Below are 957 nucleotides of genomic sequence, written 5' to 3' on the forward strand. Positions count from 1 at the left end.
ACCAGCACATCGGTGCCGTTTTCCTTATCACGGCAGTCCAGCACTACGACCTGTGGTGCCGGTTGGTCGGCGGACTCAGGGTCGGTGGACTCGGCTTGCAGATCGGTCCACTCGGTATATGCCACGTCCTGCGGCTGCCTAGATGTGGTCGTGGGTGTCCAGTGCACGGTGAGCAGCCGATCCCCGGTACCTGCCGCGGCTGTCAGCTGGTCTAGTTGTGCTGGACGCAGTGTCAGCGATCCGATCGTCAGGACCGGTCGACCCGCAGGATCGGTCACCGTCACCTGTACCGTGTTGTGGCCGTGGGGGGTGATTCTGGCGCGCACGGTCGAGGCCCCGACTGCATGCAACTGCACTGCTTCCCATGCGAAGGGCAGCAACGGACCCGCACTGGTGTCGTGGCCGGTGGTCATGGCGTGCAGGACGGTATCGAGCAGGGCGGGGTGTAGTCCGTAGTGGTGTGCGTCACCGCCGGTTTCGGGGAGGGTGGCTTGCACGAGCCAGTCCTGTCCGGTGCGCCAGACCGATTCCAAGCCTTGGAATGCGGGACCGTAGCCGTACCCGTCCTCGGCCAGTTGCTGGTAGAGGCTGCTGGTGTCGGCTTGCACCGCGCCCGCTGGTGGCCATGCCGCCAACTCGGTGTCCACGTCGTGTGGTGTTGTGGCGCTCTGGGTTTGGAGCAGGCCTTGGGCGTTCAACACCCACTCCTGGTCTCGGGTTTGCGAGTACACCGACACCGTCCGAGTCCCGGACGATTCGAGCGCACCGACGAGGACCTGCACGGCGGTCCCGCCGTCGGTCGGCAGTGTCAGGGGCGCGAGCAACGTCAGTTCCCGTACCACCCCGCACCCGGCCTCGTCACCGGCACGGATCACCAGTTCCACCAGCCCGGTCCCCGGAACCAACACCACACCGCCCACGGCATGGTCGGCCAGCCACGGATGGGTGTGCAGCGAG

Annotated in this window: 1 protein-coding gene; it reads right to left on the bottom strand. The window is 66.2% G+C overall.

Annotated elements, in window-relative coordinates; genetic code table 11:
* On the bottom strand, positions 1 to 957 hold a 957-nt coding region (locus tag ON44_RS33670), incomplete at both ends, for a polyketide synthase dehydratase domain-containing protein (RefSeq protein WP_040698046.1).

The organism is Nocardia vinacea NBRC 16497 (assembly GCF_000308835.1).
Lineage (GTDB): Bacteria > Actinomycetota > Actinomycetes > Mycobacteriales > Mycobacteriaceae > Nocardia > Nocardia vinacea.